Raw genomic sequence first — 15306 nt, forward strand, 5'->3', positions numbered from 1 at the left:
CTTAAGGAGGGTTGCTCCTTGTTGGACGTTAACAACTTCGAGTATATGAAAATCGGTTTGGCTTCTCCGGATAAAATCCGTTCGTGGTCTCGCGGGGAAGTTAAAAAACCGGAAACGATAAACTATCGTACATTGAAGCCGGAGAAAGAAGGTCTTTTCTGTGAAAAGATCTTCGGACCCCAGAAGGACTGGGAATGTCACTGCGGTAAGTACAAGCGTGTCCGCTATAAAGGCGTCGTCTGCGATCGTTGCGGCGTTGAAGTAACACGTGCTAAGGTTCGCCGTGAGCGCATGGGCCATATTGAGCTTGCGGCCCCTGTCTCTCATATCTGGTATTTCAAAGGTATCCCAAGCCGTATGGGTCTGGCACTGGATATGTCACCTCGTTCGCTCGAGGAGATTATCTACTTCGCATCCTACGTGGTAACAGACCCAGGCGATACACCGCTTGAGAAGAAGCAACTGCTCTCCGAGAAGGAATACCGCAGCTACCGTGAAAAGTATGGCTACGGCTTCCAGGCTGGAATGGGTGCTGAGGCTGTCAAGAAGCTGCTTCAGGATATCGATGTTGAGCGCGAGCTGGATACATTGAAGGAAGAGTTGCGGACGGCCCAAGGCCAAAGACGTAACCGTGCAATCAAGCGCCTCGAAGTTATCGAAGCGTTCCGCAATTCCGGCAATGAGCCGGAATGGATGATTCTTGACGTGCTGCCGGTTATCCCGCCTGAGCTGCGCCCGATGGTGCAATTGGACGGTGGACGTTTTGCGACTTCTGACCTGAACGACCTGTACCGTCGTGTTATTAACCGTAACAATCGTCTGAAGCGTCTGCTTGATCTTGGCGCTCCTGATATTATCGTACAAAATGAGAAGCGGATGCTGCAGGAAGCTGTCGATGCGTTGATCGACAACGGCCGCCGCGGCCGTCCGGTTACCGGACCAGGTAACCGCCCGCTCAAATCGCTCAGCCATATGCTTAAAGGTAAACAGGGCCGTTTCCGTCAAAACTTGCTCGGTAAACGGGTAGACTACTCCGGACGTTCTGTTATCGTTGTCGGACCGAGCCTGAAAATGTATCAGTGCGGTCTGCCGAAAGAAATGGCGCTTGAGCTGTTCAAGCCTTTCGTAATGAAAGAGCTTGTAAACAAAGGACTTGCTCATAATATTAAGAGCGCGAAACGCAAAGTTGAGCGTGTAAGCCCTGAGGTATGGGATGTGCTGGAGGAAGTAATCAAGGAGCACCCGGTTCTGCTGAACCGCGCACCTACGCTTCACAGACTCGGTATCCAGGCCTTCGAACCAATTCTGGTTGAAGGACGCGCAATCAAGCTGCATCCGCTCGTATGTACGGCGTATAACGCTGACTTTGACGGTGACCAGATGGCGGTTCACGTTCCATTATCCGCTGAGGCACAAGCTGAAGCCCGTTTGCTGATGCTTGCATCCGGCAACATTCTTAACCCTAAGGATGGCAAGCCGGTTGTTACGCCTTCCCAGGATATGGTTCTTGGAAGCTTCTATCTGACTATGGATAATATGGAGGCGAAAGGGTCCGGATCGGTATTCGGAACCGTGAATGAGGCCATCTCCGCTTATCAGCGGGGGATTGTATCCCTTCATGCCAGAATTGTTATTCCTGTTAAAGTACTGAAGAAAAAAACCTTTACTGATGTACAGCAGAACTCTCTGATTGCAACAACTGTCGGTAAAGTAATCTTTAATGAAATTTTCCCGGATACGTTCCCGTACATCAATGAGGCGACCAAAGCCAACTTGCTGGGCGGCACGCCGGACAAATATTTTATTACTGAAAAAGGTACGGATTTGCAGCAGTTTATGCAGGATCTGTCTATAGCCGGCGCTGTCGGCAAAGAGTACCTGGGTCAGATTATCGGCGAGTGCTTCCGTATTTACCATACGACACAAACCTCGATTATTCTGGACAAAATCAAGCAGCTCGGCTTTACTTATTCGACCAAAGCGGGAATTACGATCGCTGTTTCGGACGTTATCGTTCCGCAAGAGAAGGATCAAATTCTTGTCGAGTCCGATGAGAAGGTTAGAGTTGTTACAAATCAGTACCGTCGTGGTCTGATCACCAATGAAGAGCGTTATGACCGTGTCATTGGTATCTGGAGTAAGGCGAAGGATCAAATTACAGAAATCCTGATGAAATCGATGGACCGTTACAATTCCATCATGCTCATGGTTGATTCGAAGGCACGGGGTAACAAATCCCAGATCACACAGCTTGGCGGTATGCGTGGTCTCATGGCGAACCCGTCCGGTCGTATTATCGAGTTGCCAATCAAATCGAACTTCCGTGAAGGTCTGACGGTATTGGAATACTTTATCTCCACTCACGGAGCGCGGAAAGGTCTGGCGGATACAGCCCTTCGTACGGCTGACTCCGGTTACCTGACACGCCGCCTCGTTGACGTAGCGCAGGATGTTATCGTTCGCGAAGATGATTGTGGAACAGATAAAGGCTTTAGCGTTAGTAAAATCCAGGATGGTAAAGAGGTTATCGAGGATCTGTACGATCGTATTGAAGGCCGTTACTCCTTCGAAACGGTACGCCATCCTCAAACTGGCGAAATCATTGTCAACCGCAATGAGCTGATTGATTCCAATAAAGCCGATGCGATTATCGAAGCCGGCGTAGAGCGTTTGCAAATCCGCTCTGTTCTTAGCTGTCGTGCGCGTCATGGCGTCTGCAAAATCTGTTATGGCCGTAACCTGGCTACAGGCAAGCATGTAGAGATCGGGGAGGCAGTAGGTATTATCGCTGCCCAATCCATCGGTGAGCCTGGAACCCAGCTGACAATGCGTACGTTCCATACCGGTGGTGTTGCCGGAGACGATATTACGCAAGGTCTTCCGCGGATTCAGGAGCTCTTCGAGGCCCGGAATCCGAAAGGTCAAGCGATTATTACTGAGCTTGACGGTGTTGTTAAAGAAATCCGTGAAGCAAAAGACCGCCGTGAAATCGAAGTTCAAGGTGAAGCGGAATCCAAAGTGTACTCTGTTACTTATGGATCGCGTATCCGCGTAACCGAAGGTCAGCAGATCGAAGCTGGAGACGAGTTGACAGACGGTTCGATTGATCCGAAGGATATGCTGCGTATTAAAGGTATCCGCGGCGTTCAAAACTACATCCTGCAAGAGGTACAACGCGTTTACCGTAACCAGGGTGTAGAAATTAACGATAAGCACGTTGAAGTTATGATCAAGCAGATGCTACGTAAAATCCGCATTGTAGATGCTGGAGATACGACATTGCTTCCGGGCGCATTCGTTGACATTCATGAATACGAAGCGGCCAACCGTGACTCGATTCTGGCTGACAAAGAGCCTGCTGTCGCTAAACCGGTACTCCTTGGTATTACTAAGGCGTCGCTGGAGACGGATTCATTCCTGTCTGCAGCTTCCTTCCAGGAGACAACCCGCGTTCTTACAGACGCAGCTATCAAAGGCAAGGTTGACCAACTCCTTGGCTTGAAAGAGAACGTTATTATCGGTAAGCTGATTCCGGCCGGTACAGGCATGAACCGCTATCGCAGCGTTCGCTTCGCAGGCATGGAAGAAGAAGTACAGCCTGGAGAAGAGCAGGTTGAAGGCATTCCGGTAGAATCTTAATGATTTAATCAGGTGTGGGGATGCAGGGTGAGACGAAGCTTGTCTTGACCTGTATCCCTTTCATCTGGTATTATAGAATAGTTTGCTACACTTCATTTGCAGTTTATGAAATCCCTTGACATTAGGGGATGCGAGATGCTAATATATCGAAGTGTGCCTAAATGTGTGGATTATTCTGTACTTGAATTTAGAATAGATAGTATAGAGGATGAGTTACCATGGCATTTAAGATTGGCACGAAGCAGACAGCCAAAGCAGTTGAGCAGCAAAGAGCAGCCGCTGTGTATGTCGCTGAAGATGCAGACCCGCAAATGACGCAAAATGTTGTGCAGCTCAGCTTGCAAGCGGGTATCGATGTGATCTGGGTAGACACTATGAAGAATCTCGGCATCCAGTGCGGGATTGAAGTAGGAGCCGCCATGGCTGCATGGATTCCTGATGAAGAATGAAAGACCTGTTTTTGCCGGTTAAACATAAGATTAGCTGGTAGAAACTTTTGTTTTGTTTTTTAATGAACCGCCTGGGTCTGTGGGCTTAAACTTATATTAGGCAAGGCAATGTTCATGGTGAATTATAGGAAGGGGGTGGCATGCATGCCAACAATTAATCAGCTAGTTCGCAAAGGCCGTCAGGCTAAAGTTGTGAAATCCAAATCTCCTGCACTACAAAGAGGATTCAACGCGTTGAAACGTGAAGAAACCGGTCAAAGCTCCCCGCAAAAACGCGGTGTTTGCACTCGTGTAGGTACAATGACTCCGAAAAAACCGAACTCCGCTTTGCGGAAATATGCGCGGGTACGTTTGACTAACCGTGTTGAGGTTACGGCTTACATTGGCGGAATCGGACACAACTTGCAAGAGCACAGCGTCGTATTGGTTCGTGGTGGCCGGGTTAAGGATCTTCCGGGGGTACGTTATCATATCGTTCGTGGTGCGCTTGATACTGCGGGTGTTAACAACCGTAAACAAGCTCGTTCCAAATACGGTACGAAGCGTCCGAAAGAAAAGAAATAATTTAGCGGGGCAATTTCCCCGATATAACAGAAAATGACTATTTGAAGAAAGGGGGACTTCCTCAATGCCACGTAAAGGTCCAGTAACAAAAAGGGATGTACTTCCAGATCCGGTATATAACAGCAAACTTGTTACGCGTTTAATCAATCGTATTATGATCGATGGTAAACGCGGCGTAGCTCAAACTATTCTATATGATGCGTTCAGCCTGATTCAAGAACGTACTGGTAATGAACCAATGGAAGTGTTTGAAACTGCGATTAAAAACATCATGCCTGTACTTGAAGTTAAAGCTCGCCGTGTCGGCGGTTCGAACTATCAGGTGCCAATCGAGGTTAAACCTGAGCGTCGTACAGCGCTTGGTCTCCGCTGGCTCGTGAATTACTCACGTAACCGCGGTGAAAAAACTATGGTTGAGCGTTTGGCTGCTGAAATTATTGATGCATCCAACAACACAGGTGCTTCCGTTAAAAAACGTGAAGATACACACAAAATGGCGGATGCGAACAGAGCGTTTGCACATTACCGCTGGTAGGATTTAAAAACCGAAAGGAGACAAATTCATGACTAGAGAGTTCTCCTTGAAAGATACGCGCAACATTGGTATCATGGCGCATATTGATGCTGGTAAAACGACGACTACCGAACGGATCCTGTTCTACACAGGCCGTACTCACAAAATCGGTGAGGTGCATGAAGGCGCCGCTACGATGGACTGGATGGAGCAGGAGCAGGAGCGCGGAATTACAATTACTTCCGCTGCAACTACCGCTCAATGGAAAGGTCACCGCATCAATATCATCGATACTCCGGGTCACGTTGACTTCACAGTTGAAGTTGAACGCTCCCTTCGCGTATTGGACGGGGCCGTTGGGGTTTTCAGTGCTAAAGAGGGCGTAGAGCCTCAGTCTGAAACCGTATGGCGTCAGGCTGACCGCTATGGTGTTCCACGTATTGCTTATGTTAATAAGATGGACATCATCGGCGCAGACTTTTTGAATGTAATTCAAAGCATGCGTGATCGTCTCCAAGCTAATGCAGTTGCCATTCAGCTTCCTATCGGAGCTGAAAACGACTACGTTGGCCTGGTAGATATCGTTGAACGCAAAGCTTACAGGTATAAGGATGATCTGGGCAAAGACCCGGAAGAAATCGAAATTCCTGCTGACCTGAAAGAGAAAGTTGAAGAACTTCGTGTTGAATTGGTTGAGAAAGTAGCCGAGCTTGACGAAGATCTTACAATGAAGTATCTTGAAGGCGAAGAAATAACCATCCCTGAAATTAAAGCAGCGCTCCGCAAGGGCGTATGTGAGGTTAAAATCTTCCCGGTAGTTTGCGGTTCTTCTTACCGCAACAAAGGTGTACAGTTCGTTCTGGACGCCGTTGTAGACTACCTGCCAGCACCAATCGATGTTCCAGATATCAAAGGTATTCTTGAAGATGGAACAGAAACAGTTCGCAAATCTGCTGACGATCAACCGTTTGCAGCATTGGCGTTCAAAATCGCTACAGATCCATTCGTGGGTAAACTGACGTTCTTCCGTGTGTACTCTGGTGTTCTTTCTTCCGGTTCATACGTGCTTAATGCCACTAAAGGCAAGCGCGAAAGAATTGGACGTATTCTCCAGATGCATGCGAATACTCGTCAAGAGATTTCGGAAGTTTATTCCGGAGATATCGCTGCTGCGGTCGGTCTGAAAGACACGATTACAGGCGATACGCTCTGTGATGAGAAAAATCCGGTAATCCTTGAGTCCATGAACTTCCCTGATCCGGTTATCGAGATTGCTATCGAGCCAAAAACGAAAGCCGACCAGGATAAAATGGGTGTAGCGCTCTCCAAACTTGCTGAGGAAGATCCAACTTTCCGCGCTTATACAGACGAAGAAACGAATCAAACGATTATCGCTGGTATGGGTGAGCTTCACCTTGAGATCATCGTTGACCGTATGCGTCGCGAGTTTAAAGTGGAAACTAATGTTGGTAAGCCTCAGGTAGCATACCGTGAGACATTCCGTGTTCCTGCTAAAGTTGAAGGTAAATTCGTACGTCAGTCCGGTGGACGCGGTCAATACGGCCACGTTTGGATCGAGTTCGAACCTCAAGAGCCAGGTGCAGGATTCGTATTTGAAAACAAAATCGTCGGTGGTGTTGTACCACGTGAGTATGTTCCTGCTGTTCAGGCGGGTATTGAAGAGTCTATGAAGAACGGTGTTCTCGCCGGCTTCCCGCTCGTTGATATCAAAGCCAGAATCGTTGATGGATCTTACCATGATGTTGACTCCTCCGAGATGGCGTTTAAAATCGCGGGCTCCATGGCGCTTAAAGCAGCTAAAGACAAATGTGGTCCTTGCCTGCTTGAGCCAATCATGAAAGTTGAAGTTACTGTTCCAGAAGAGTACATGGGTGACGTAATGGGTATGCTGAACTCCCGTCGTGGCCGTATCGAAGGTATGGATTCCCGTGCAGGTGCACAAATTATCCGTGCTAAGGTGCCTTTGGCTGAGATGTTTGGTTACTCCACAACGCTTCGTTCCGGTACTCAAGGACGCGGTGTCTTCGCAATGGAACTTTCTCACTATGAAGAAGTTCCAAAATCGATCTCTGAAGAGATCATTTCCAAAACTAAAGGCGCTCAATAAGAGTTCTTTAGCTAAAACCTTGCATTTGGCCTGACACTAGCCTTCAAACCGCTTTTGTCCGGCCCACACATATAATTCCCAACTATTAAGGAGGATTAAGTTCAATGGCAAAGGCTAAATTTGAACGTAATAAACCGCACGTTAATATCGGTACAATCGGTCACGTTGACCATGGTAAAACAACTCTGACTGCTGCCATCACTACCGTTCTTTCCAAAAAATACGGTGGTGCAGCTATCGCTTTTGACCAAATCGATAAAGCACCAGAAGAGCGCGAGCGCGGTATCACTATCTCTACTGCTCATGTTGAGTACGAAACTCCTAACCGTCACTATGCACACGTTGACTGCCCAGGTCACGCCGACTATGTTAAAAACATGATCACTGGTGCTGCACAAATGGACGGAGCTATCCTGGTTGTATCCGCAGCTGACGGCCCTATGCCGCAAACTCGTGAGCACATCCTGTTGTCCAAACAAGTAGGTGTTCCTTACATCGTTGTATTCTTGAACAAATGTGATATGGTTGAAGACGAAGAGCTTCTGGAACTGGTTGAAATGGAAGTTCGCGACCTGCTGAACGAATATGAGTTCCCAGGCGACGACACTCCAATCATCCGTGGTGCTGCTCGTGAAGCGCTGCAAAATCCAGACGGTCCTTGGGCTGACAAAATCGTTGAGTTGTTCGAGCAAGTGGATACTTACATCCCAACTCCACAACGTGACACTGAGAAGCCTTTCCTTATGCCTGTCGAGGACGTATTCACAATCACTGGTCGTGGTACAGTTGCTACCGGCCGTGTAGAGCGTGGTGCTGTTAAAGTCGGCGACGAAGTTGAAATCGTTGGTCTGGCTGAAGAAGCTCGTAAATCCGTATGTACTGGTGTTGAGATGTTCCGCAAATTGCTGGACTCCGCTCAAGCTGGTGACAACATCGGTGCATTGCTTCGTGGTGTTGAGCGTAAAGACATCGAGCGTGGTCAAGTAATCTCCAAACCAGGTTCCGTTAAACCACACACTAACTTTACTGCTCAAATCTACGTTTTGACTAAAGAAGAGGGTGGCCGTCATAAGCCTTTTTTCACAGGCTACCGTCCACAGTTCTACTTCCGTACAACTGACGTAACTGGTATCATCAACCTGCCAGAAGGCAGCGAAATGGTAATGCCTGGTGATAACATCACTGTTACTGTTGAGCTGATCGCTCCAATCGCTATCGAAGAAGGTACTCGTTTCGCGATTCGCGAAGGCGGCCGTACTGTAGGCGCTGGCGCAGTTGCTACAATCCAAAAATAAGTCAATCGCAGCATAAGCTGCGCTGGCTTTAGAGAGAACCTCCACTTGATGTGGAGGTTCTTTTTTATGTTTGTTATAATAGCTAATATTGGAAATTGATCTGATAGAATGGAGTGAATAGAATTCTTCTGTTAGAAGGATAGGGGATCCATTCTTTTCTATGTTGAACTTAGATCAAGGCAACAAGGAGGTATAAATGAAGAGATATATTCCGATGATGTTAACTCTGGCAGCTTTACTCCTGGTTCTTTCCGGATGCACCGGGAACAGCACAAAGCCTCTTGCCGTTGAGAGTATCGAATTGTTTGAGGGAGATGCCGTGAAATTCCGTCCATTCCTGGGAGGCATGTCAGGAGCGATCAAGCTTGATTACACAGGCTCCAAAACTGACATGAAGATTGACCTGGAGGAATGGGAGAACGGCGTTAAGAAAGCAAATGCAGGCGGCATGAGCGATCTTCTATTTAATAGAAGAGGGACTGAAAAATATAAGTCTGAAATCATCTATGCCGTCGAGACAATCGAGGATATGGATTCCCCAACCAAGCTCCGCCTTAAAATCGCCAGCGCAGGGGGCAACAGCACAGTTACTATCCCTCTGGATAAGGTATACAACGGGAAGGGGATGATCAGCCACGGACCTAAAGCATCATATGAGGATACAGATGAGGTCAGGCTCTGGGGGTTTCAGGCAACTACCGGAAACGGCATTTATTCATCTGACCTGTCGGATGAGGGTCTGTCCAAAACTGAATGGGCGCTTGTAGCTGTGCTGCGTTTTGAAAAGTAGATAATAGAAGCTCCAGCATCACAATATAGATGCAAACGTCATGAATTTTGATTTTATGAATGAGATTTAAAAAATATATGAAAATTTGTTGCAATAGCCCGAACTTTTTTGTATAATAGTGAACGTTGGTCTGCGACTGTGCGATGATGTGAGAGGTTGCCGACACACCCGGCCCCTTTGCCATGGGGCGATGGTCGGGTTTTCTCACGGAGTATGTCCGATACAAATTGGGCGATAGAAGGAGGGAATTATATGGCAAAGCAAAAGATTCGTATTCGTTTGAAAGCTTACGATCACAGAATTCTTGATCAATCCGCAGAGAAGATTGTTGAAACTGCAAAGCGTTCCGGTGCAGGCGTATCCGGTCCGATTCCGCTTCCAACGGAAAAGCAAATCATCACCATTCTGCGCGCGGTACACAAGTACAAGGATTCGCGGGAGCAATTCGAGATGCGCACACATAAGCGCTTGATCGATATTGTTAACCCAACGCCGCAAACGGTCGATGCATTGATGCGCTTGGACCTGCCGTCCGGTGTAGATATCGAAATTAAATTGTAATAAGAACGGATTAGCAAAGGAAAAGAGGTGTCAACATGAAAGGTATCTTAGGTAAAAAGCTTGGAATGACGCAAGTATTTACTCCAGAAGGTAATGTAATACCTGTTACAGTTATCGAGGCTGGTCCTTGCGTAGTTCTTCAAAAGAAAGACCAAGAGAACGATGGCTACGAAGCAATTCAGCTTGGGTTTGCCGATAAGAAAGAAAGCAGAGCAAACAAGCCTGAAACGGGCCATGCCAAAAAAGCCAACACGGCTCCTAAGCGCTACATTCGTGAATTCCGCGGTGTTAACATCGGCGAGTACGAAGTAGGTGCAGAGGTAAAGGCTGACTTGTTCACTGCAGGAGAATTCGTTGACGTAACGGGTATTTCCAAAGGTAAAGGTTTTGCAGGCGTTATTAAACGTTGGGGACAAAGCACGGGTCCTATGTCTCACGGTTCCCGTTACCATCGTGGACCAGGTTCCATGGGTTCTATCCAGGCGAACCGCGTACCAAAAGGTAAACGTCTTCCAGGACATATGGGTACAGACACAATTACAATTCAAAACCTTGAAATTGTACGTGTCGATGCAGAGCGCAACGTATTGCTCGTTAAAGGCTCCATCCCGGGTCCTAAAAACAGCTTTGTTCGTGTGAAATCTACGGTGAAGAAATAAAGCCTTATAAGAAAGGAGGAACATCTAGTGCCAAAAGTAGCAGTATTTAATGTGAGCGGCTCACAAGTCGAGGAAATCGAATTGTCCGATAGCGTATTCGGAATTGAGCCTAATATTCACGTATTGCACAGTGCTGTTGTTCTGCAGCAAGCTGCAGAGCGTCAAGGAACACACAAGACTAAAGGTCGCTCCGAAGTTCGCGGTGGCGGTCGTAAGCCTTGGAAACAAAAAGGAACTGGTCGTGCTCGTCAAGGTAGCATTCGCTCCCCGCAATGGGTTGGCGGCGGTACTGTATTCGGACCGACTCCACGTACCTATGGTTTCAAATTGCCTAAGAAAGTTCGCCGTTTGGCTATCAAATCAGCACTTTCTTCCAAGGTTATCGATAACGAAATCATCGTGTTGGACCAACTCGCATTGGCTCAACCGAAAACAAAGGAATTTGCTAACATCCTGAATAACCTGAAAGTTGCCCGCAAAGCGCTGGTTGTAACTGCAGGTTATGAAGACAATGTGGCATTGTCCGCCCGCAATATTCCTGGTGTTAAGTTTGTAGCTGCAGACGGCATCAATGTTCTTGATGTTATGCAATATGACAAGCTGATCATCACTAAGGAAGCGGCTCTAAAAGTTCAGGAGGTGCTTGCATAATGAGTAGAGATCCACGCGATATTATCAAGCGCCCGGTTATTACCGAACGCACAACGGAAATGATGGCTTCCAAGCGTTATGTTTTTGAAGTAGACATTCGTGCGAATAAAACTTCAATTAAACAAGCGATCGAAGAAATTTTTAAAGTAAAAGTAGCAAATGTAAACACGTTGCGTGTACCAGGTAAGCCGAAGCGCCAAGGTCGCCACGCCGGATATACTTCCGAATGGAAGAAAGCTTTCGTTCAACTGAGCGAAGACAGCAAAGAATTGGAATTCTTTGAAACTGTATAATCGAAACGGTATAAGAGGAGGGAATAAACGTGCCAATTAAGAAGTATAAACCGACTTCTCCTGCTCGCCGTGCGATGTCTGTATCCACATTTGAAGAGATCACGACAAGCACTCCGGAGAAATCGTTGCTGGCTCCGCTTTTCAAAAAAGCAGGCCGCAATAACCAAGGTAAAATTACAGTTCGTCACCATGGCGGCGGACATAAACGTAAATACCGTATCATCGATTTCAAACGTACGAAGGATGGAATCGTTGGTAACGTAGCAACAATTGAGTACGATCCAAACCGTACTTCCAATATCGCTTTGATCAACTATGCAGACGGTGAGAAACGCTACATCATCGCACCAAAAGGTCTGAAAGTTGGAGACAAAATTATGTCCGGCCCTACTGCCGACATTAAAGTGGGTAATACACTGCCTATGGAAAACATTCCAGTCGGTACAGTTATCCACAACATCGAAATGAGACCAGGTAAAGGCGGACAATTGGTTCGTGCTGCTGGTACTGAGGCTCAGCTTCTGGGTAAAGAAGATGACTACGCTGTTATTCGCTTGTCCTCCGGTGAAGTTCGCCGCATTCTTAAAGTTTGCCGCGCTACTATCGGTTCCGTAGGTAACGAAGACCACGAACTCATTAAGATCGGTAAAGCTGGTCGTTCCCGTTGGCTCGGCAAGCGTCCTGAAGTTCGCGGGGTAGTAATGAACCCTAACGATCACCCACACGGTGGTGGTGAAGGCCGTGCTCCTATCGGACGCAAATCGCCTATGTCTCCTTGGGGCAAACCAACCCTTGGTTACAAAACGCGCAAGAAGAAAAAAGCATCCAGCCAATACATCGTTCGTCGCCGCACGAAGTAATGACCGGTTAAGAACTAACGGTTGTATTCTGATAAAAATCGCGTAAGCAATTGCGCAAAGGTTAGACGAAGGGAGGAACACAAATGGGTCGCAGCTTGAAGAAAGGGCCGTTTATTGACGGTTACCTGCTGAAAAAAGTCGAGGATTTGAATGAAACCAACAAAAAGGTTGTAATCAAAACCTGGTCTCGTCGCTCCACCATTTTCCCACAATTTATTGGTCACACGTTTGCAGTTTATGATGGCCGCAAGCACGTGCCGGTATATGTAACTGAAGATATGGTTGGACACAAGCTTGGTGAATTTGCACCAACTCGTACGTACAAAGGCCATACCGACGACGATAGAAAAACAGGCAGAAGATAATCTCTGCTTATGAGTAATTGTACCTGAGAGGAGGTTCAACCATGTCACAAGCTAAAGCCAGTGCCAATTTCATTCGAATTGCACCCCGCAAGGCGCAATTGGTTGTGGATTTGATCCGCGGCAAGCAAGTTGGCGAAGCAATTTCGATTCTGCGCCACACCCCTAAATCAGCATCGCCGATTGTGGAGAAGCTTCTAAATTCCGCGATTGCTAACGCAGAGCACAATTTCCAATTGGACGTTAATAAGTTGGTTATTTCACAGGTTTATGTGAATCAGGGGCCAACGATGAAACGTTTCCGTCCACGTGCGATGGGACGCGCAAGCAGAATTAACAAAAGAACCAGCCACATTACTTTGGTGGTATCTGAAAAATAAGGAGGGATAACGTGTGGGTCAAAAGGTAAATCCCGTCGGTCTTCGGATCGGTATCATCCGTGATTGGGAATCGAAATGGTATGCCGGCAAAGACTTTGGTGATCTTTTGCTGGAAGACGTAAAAATTCGTGAGTACCTGAAAAACAAACTGAAAGACGCTGCAGTTTCCCGCATTGAGATCGAACGTGCGGCTAACCGCGTTAATGTAACCATTAACACTGCCAAGCCGGGTATGGTAATTGGTAAGGGCGGATCTGAAGTTGAAAACCTGCGTTCGGAGCTTGCTAAAATCTCCGGCGGCAAAAAGGTACACATCAACATCTCAGAAATCAAGCAATCGGATCTTGACGCTATTCTTGTTGCTGAAAGCATTGCTCAACAACTTGAGCGTCGTACATCTTTCCGTCGTGCAATGAAACAAGCGATTCAACGTTCTATGCGTGCCGGCGCTAAAGGGATCAAAACATCTGTTAGTGGTCGTCTTGGCGGCGCTGAGATCGCTCGTACTGAAGGATATAGCGAAGGAACGGTTCCGCTGCATACGCTGCGTGCCGATATTGACTACGGAACAGCAGAAGCTCATACAACTTACGGCCGTATCGGCGTAAAAGTATGGATCTACCGTGGCGAAGTCCTTCCAACGAAGAAGAAAGCTCCCCAGGAAGGAGGCAACTAATCATGTTGGTGCCTAAACGCGTCAAACACCGCAAAGAACATCGCGGTAAAATGAAAGGCCGTGCTAAAGGCGGCACTGAGGTACACTTTGGTGAATTCGGTCTGCAAGCTCTTGAGCCTGCATGGATTACGAACCGTCAAATCGAAGCAGCTCGTATTGCGATGACTCGTTATATTAAACGGGGCGGTAAAGTTTGGATTAAAATCTTCCCAGCTAAGCCGATTACGCAAAAGCCGCTTGAGGTACGGATGGGTAGCGGTAAAGGTAATGTGGAGAAATGGGTAGCGGTTGTAAAACCAGGCAAAGTGATGTTTGAACTTGCTGGTGTTTCGGAAGAAATCGCACGTGAAGCAATGCGCCTCGCGTCCCACAAGCTCCCGGTAAAAACGAAGTTTGTGAAACGCGAAGAAGTGGGTGGTGAAGCAAATGAAAGCTAGTGAATTTCGCAACCTGACATCTGCTGAGATTGAACAGAAAGTCGCCGGTTTCAAGGAAGAGCTGTTCAACCTTCGTTTTCAATTGGCTACTGGCCAACTGGATAACCCGACTCGGATCCGTGATGTGCGGAAGGAAATAGCTCGTGCTAAAACCGTATTGCGTGAGAGAGAACTCGGAATCAGCAGCTAATCAATAGATACTAATTAGCCTTTAACCTGAATTAGAAGCCTTAAGCCATCTTGCTTGGCTGAAGGAAGGAGGAAGAACATGAGCGAAGAGCGCAACGCCCGCAAAGTTCAAATCGGCAAAGTCGTGAGCGATAAAATGGATAAAACGATTGTTGTTGCTGTAGAAACCTACAAAAAGCACAATCTGTACCATAAACGCATCAAGTACACGAAGAAATTCAAAGCGCATGACGAAAACAACCAAGCTAAAATTGGTGATACCGTTAAAATCATGGAGACTCGTCCGCTTTCCAAGGACAAACGTTGGAGATTGGTTGAAGTCGTTGAAGTTGCGGTTGTCCTTTAAGCTTAAAGGTAAAGCGAGCGCGGCGGATGACGCCGGTACGTTGAAACCAGATTTTATATAGCAATGTTTGAAAGGAGGACGCATTAAATGATTCAACCATTTTCACGTTTAGCTGTTGCTGACAACTCTGGAGCAAAAGAGTTGATGTGTATTCGTGTGTTAGGCGGCACTGGTCGTCGTGCAGCACACATCGGTGATCTGATTGTTTGTTCCGTAAAACAAGCAACACCAGGCGGCGTTGTCAAAAAGGGTGACGTTGTAAGAGCGGTAATCGTTCGTACGAAGCGTTCAGTTCGTCGTAAAGACGGTTCTTACATCGCATTTGATGAGAACGCAGCGGTAATTGTTAAAGATGACAAGAGCCCGCGCGGTACCCGTATTTTTGGACCAGTTGCCCGTGAGCTTCGCGACCGCGATTTCATGAAAATCGTATCGCTGGCACCGGAAGTTATTTAATATTCATCCCCAGGCAGTTAAGCAAAGCGTGGCCAGGGGAAAGGTAATTGCCTTAAC

Annotated in this window: 19 protein-coding genes; all 19 read left to right on the forward strand. The window is 47.2% G+C overall.

Annotation, left to right across the window (positions count from 1 at the left end):
* Window positions 1-18 precede the first annotated feature (18 nt).
* The 19 genes from rpoC to rplN all read left to right on the forward strand — a co-directional run bounded on the left by rpoC (window position 19) and on the right by rplN (window position 15249).
* Window positions 19-3639: a DNA-directed RNA polymerase subunit beta' gene (gene rpoC, locus H583_RS0104735; protein WP_028559471.1), complete on the forward strand. Its 3621-nt coding sequence runs from the start codon at window positions 19-21 to the stop codon at window positions 3637-3639.
* A gap of 218 nt (window positions 3640-3857) precedes the next feature.
* Window positions 3858-4088 (forward strand): ribosomal L7Ae/L30e/S12e/Gadd45 family protein, encoded by a 231-nt coding sequence (locus tag H583_RS0104740; protein ID WP_028559472.1) that lies wholly within the window; start codon window positions 3858-3860, stop codon window positions 4086-4088.
* Window positions 4089-4232: 144 nt separating this feature from the next.
* A complete protein-coding gene (gene rpsL / locus H583_RS0104745) occupies window positions 4233-4652 on the forward strand; it encodes a 30S ribosomal protein S12 (protein ID WP_028559473.1) in 420 nt (139 codons plus the stop codon).
* A gap of 64 nt (window positions 4653-4716) precedes the next feature.
* Window positions 4717-5187: a 30S ribosomal protein S7 gene (rpsG, locus tag H583_RS0104750; RefSeq protein ID WP_028559474.1), complete on the forward strand. Its 471-nt coding sequence runs from the start codon at window positions 4717-4719 to the stop codon at window positions 5185-5187.
* 28 nt (window positions 5188-5215) lie between these two features.
* A complete protein-coding gene (gene fusA, locus H583_RS0104755) occupies window positions 5216-7294 on the forward strand; it encodes an elongation factor G (RefSeq protein WP_028559475.1) in 2079 nt (692 codons plus the stop codon).
* A 104-nt stretch (window positions 7295-7398) separates the two neighbouring features.
* Window positions 7399-8589 (forward strand): elongation factor Tu, encoded by a 1191-nt coding sequence (gene tuf, locus H583_RS0104760; RefSeq protein ID WP_028559476.1) that lies wholly within the window; start codon window positions 7399-7401, stop codon window positions 8587-8589.
* A 196-nt stretch (window positions 8590-8785) separates the two neighbouring features.
* Window positions 8786-9379 (forward strand): hypothetical protein, encoded by a 594-nt coding sequence (locus H583_RS0104765; RefSeq protein WP_028559477.1) that lies wholly within the window; start codon window positions 8786-8788, stop codon window positions 9377-9379.
* A 252-nt stretch (window positions 9380-9631) separates the two neighbouring features.
* Window positions 9632-9940 (forward strand): 30S ribosomal protein S10, encoded by a 309-nt coding sequence (gene rpsJ / locus H583_RS0104770; protein WP_005544556.1) that lies wholly within the window; start codon window positions 9632-9634, stop codon window positions 9938-9940.
* 35 nt (window positions 9941-9975) lie between these two features.
* Window positions 9976-10599 (forward strand): 50S ribosomal protein L3, encoded by a 624-nt coding sequence (rplC, locus tag H583_RS0104775; protein WP_028559478.1) that lies wholly within the window; start codon window positions 9976-9978, stop codon window positions 10597-10599.
* A 27-nt stretch (window positions 10600-10626) separates the two neighbouring features.
* Window positions 10627-11250 carry a 50S ribosomal protein L4 gene (rplD, locus tag H583_RS0104780; protein ID WP_028559479.1) on the forward strand — a complete coding sequence of 208 codons (624 nt, stop codon included), beginning with the start codon at window positions 10627-10629 and terminating at the stop codon, window positions 11248-11250.
* Entirely contained in the window at window positions 11250-11543 is a 294-nt protein-coding gene (gene rplW, locus H583_RS0104785) for a 50S ribosomal protein L23 (protein WP_036708478.1), read from the forward strand. The genes rplD and rplW overlap by 1 nt, the downstream gene beginning before the upstream one ends.
* Before the next feature lie 29 nt (window positions 11544-11572).
* Complete coding sequence (gene rplB, locus H583_RS0104790; RefSeq protein WP_028559481.1) at window positions 11573-12403, forward strand: 50S ribosomal protein L2; 831 nt, start codon at window positions 11573-11575, stop codon at window positions 12401-12403.
* An 83-nt stretch (window positions 12404-12486) separates the two neighbouring features.
* Window positions 12487-12768 carry a 30S ribosomal protein S19 gene (gene rpsS / locus H583_RS0104795; protein WP_028559482.1) on the forward strand — a complete coding sequence of 94 codons (282 nt, stop codon included), beginning with the start codon at window positions 12487-12489 and terminating at the stop codon, window positions 12766-12768.
* A gap of 41 nt (window positions 12769-12809) precedes the next feature.
* Window positions 12810-13145, forward strand: a complete 336-nt coding sequence (gene rplV / locus H583_RS0104800; RefSeq protein WP_036708480.1) for a 50S ribosomal protein L22 — start codon at window positions 12810-12812, stop codon at window positions 13143-13145.
* A 13-nt stretch (window positions 13146-13158) separates the two neighbouring features.
* On the forward strand, window positions 13159-13821 hold the full coding sequence (gene rpsC, locus H583_RS0104805) for a 30S ribosomal protein S3 (protein WP_028559484.1): 663 nt from the start codon (window positions 13159-13161) through the stop codon (window positions 13819-13821).
* A 2-nt stretch (window positions 13822-13823) separates the two neighbouring features.
* Window positions 13824-14258 carry a 50S ribosomal protein L16 gene (gene rplP / locus H583_RS0104810; protein WP_028559485.1) on the forward strand — a complete coding sequence of 145 codons (435 nt, stop codon included), beginning with the start codon at window positions 13824-13826 and terminating at the stop codon, window positions 14256-14258.
* Window positions 14248-14448, forward strand: coding sequence for a 50S ribosomal protein L29 (gene rpmC, locus H583_RS0104815; RefSeq protein WP_006037938.1), 201 nt, complete (start codon window positions 14248-14250; stop codon window positions 14446-14448). The genes rplP and rpmC overlap by 11 nt, the downstream gene beginning before the upstream one ends.
* Window positions 14449-14526: 78 nt before the next feature.
* Window positions 14527-14793 carry a 30S ribosomal protein S17 gene (rpsQ, locus tag H583_RS0104820; protein WP_028559486.1) on the forward strand — a complete coding sequence of 89 codons (267 nt, stop codon included), beginning with the start codon at window positions 14527-14529 and terminating at the stop codon, window positions 14791-14793.
* 87 nt (window positions 14794-14880) lie between these two features.
* Window positions 14881-15249 (forward strand): 50S ribosomal protein L14, encoded by a 369-nt coding sequence (rplN, locus tag H583_RS0104825; protein ID WP_028559487.1) that lies wholly within the window; start codon window positions 14881-14883, stop codon window positions 15247-15249.
* The last annotated feature ends 57 nt before the right edge of the window (window positions 15250-15306 follow it).

The organism is Paenibacillus pinihumi DSM 23905 = JCM 16419 (assembly GCF_000422505.1).
Classification (GTDB): Bacteria; Bacillota; Bacilli; order Paenibacillales; family Paenibacillaceae; genus Paenibacillus_D; species Paenibacillus_D pinihumi.